The sequence below is a fragment of the Pseudoalteromonas sp. MER144-MNA-CIBAN-0113 genome (assembly GCF_040308965.1).
Classification (GTDB): Bacteria; Pseudomonadota; Gammaproteobacteria; order Enterobacterales; family Alteromonadaceae; genus Pseudoalteromonas; species Pseudoalteromonas tetraodonis.
Map to the genome: position 1 here is coordinate 1 of NZ_JBEOOG010000420.1, position 261 is coordinate 261.

The following is a 261-nucleotide window of genomic DNA, read 5'->3' on the forward strand; positions in this document are numbered from 1 at the left end:
GCTACAACTAACCCAACAATTATGCTGATTGGCCATAATTCTAAAAAGCGTTCTGTCGTTGTGTAGTTATCTCTAAAATAATCCCCATTTTCTTCTATTAAAAGCGTTGTACTACTCAGTACATCGATTGAATGCCAAAGCCCTAGGCATGCAGCAATAAGAATTAAAAAGGCAATATAAGTTGTTTTCATCGTAAATAGATCTCGGTAATGTCAGGGCGGAAATGACCGAGTTCTTGGCTTACTGTTTCAAGAGCTGTAT

1 protein-coding gene is annotated in these 261 nt (G+C 37.5%); it reads right to left on the bottom strand.

Annotation, left to right across the window (positions count from 1 at the left end; translation table 11 throughout):
* The coding region (locus tag AAEY57_RS20315; protein ID WP_350608700.1) for a hypothetical protein at positions 1-191 on the bottom strand (191 nt) is incomplete at its 3' end.
* Positions 192-261 lie beyond the last annotated feature (70 nt).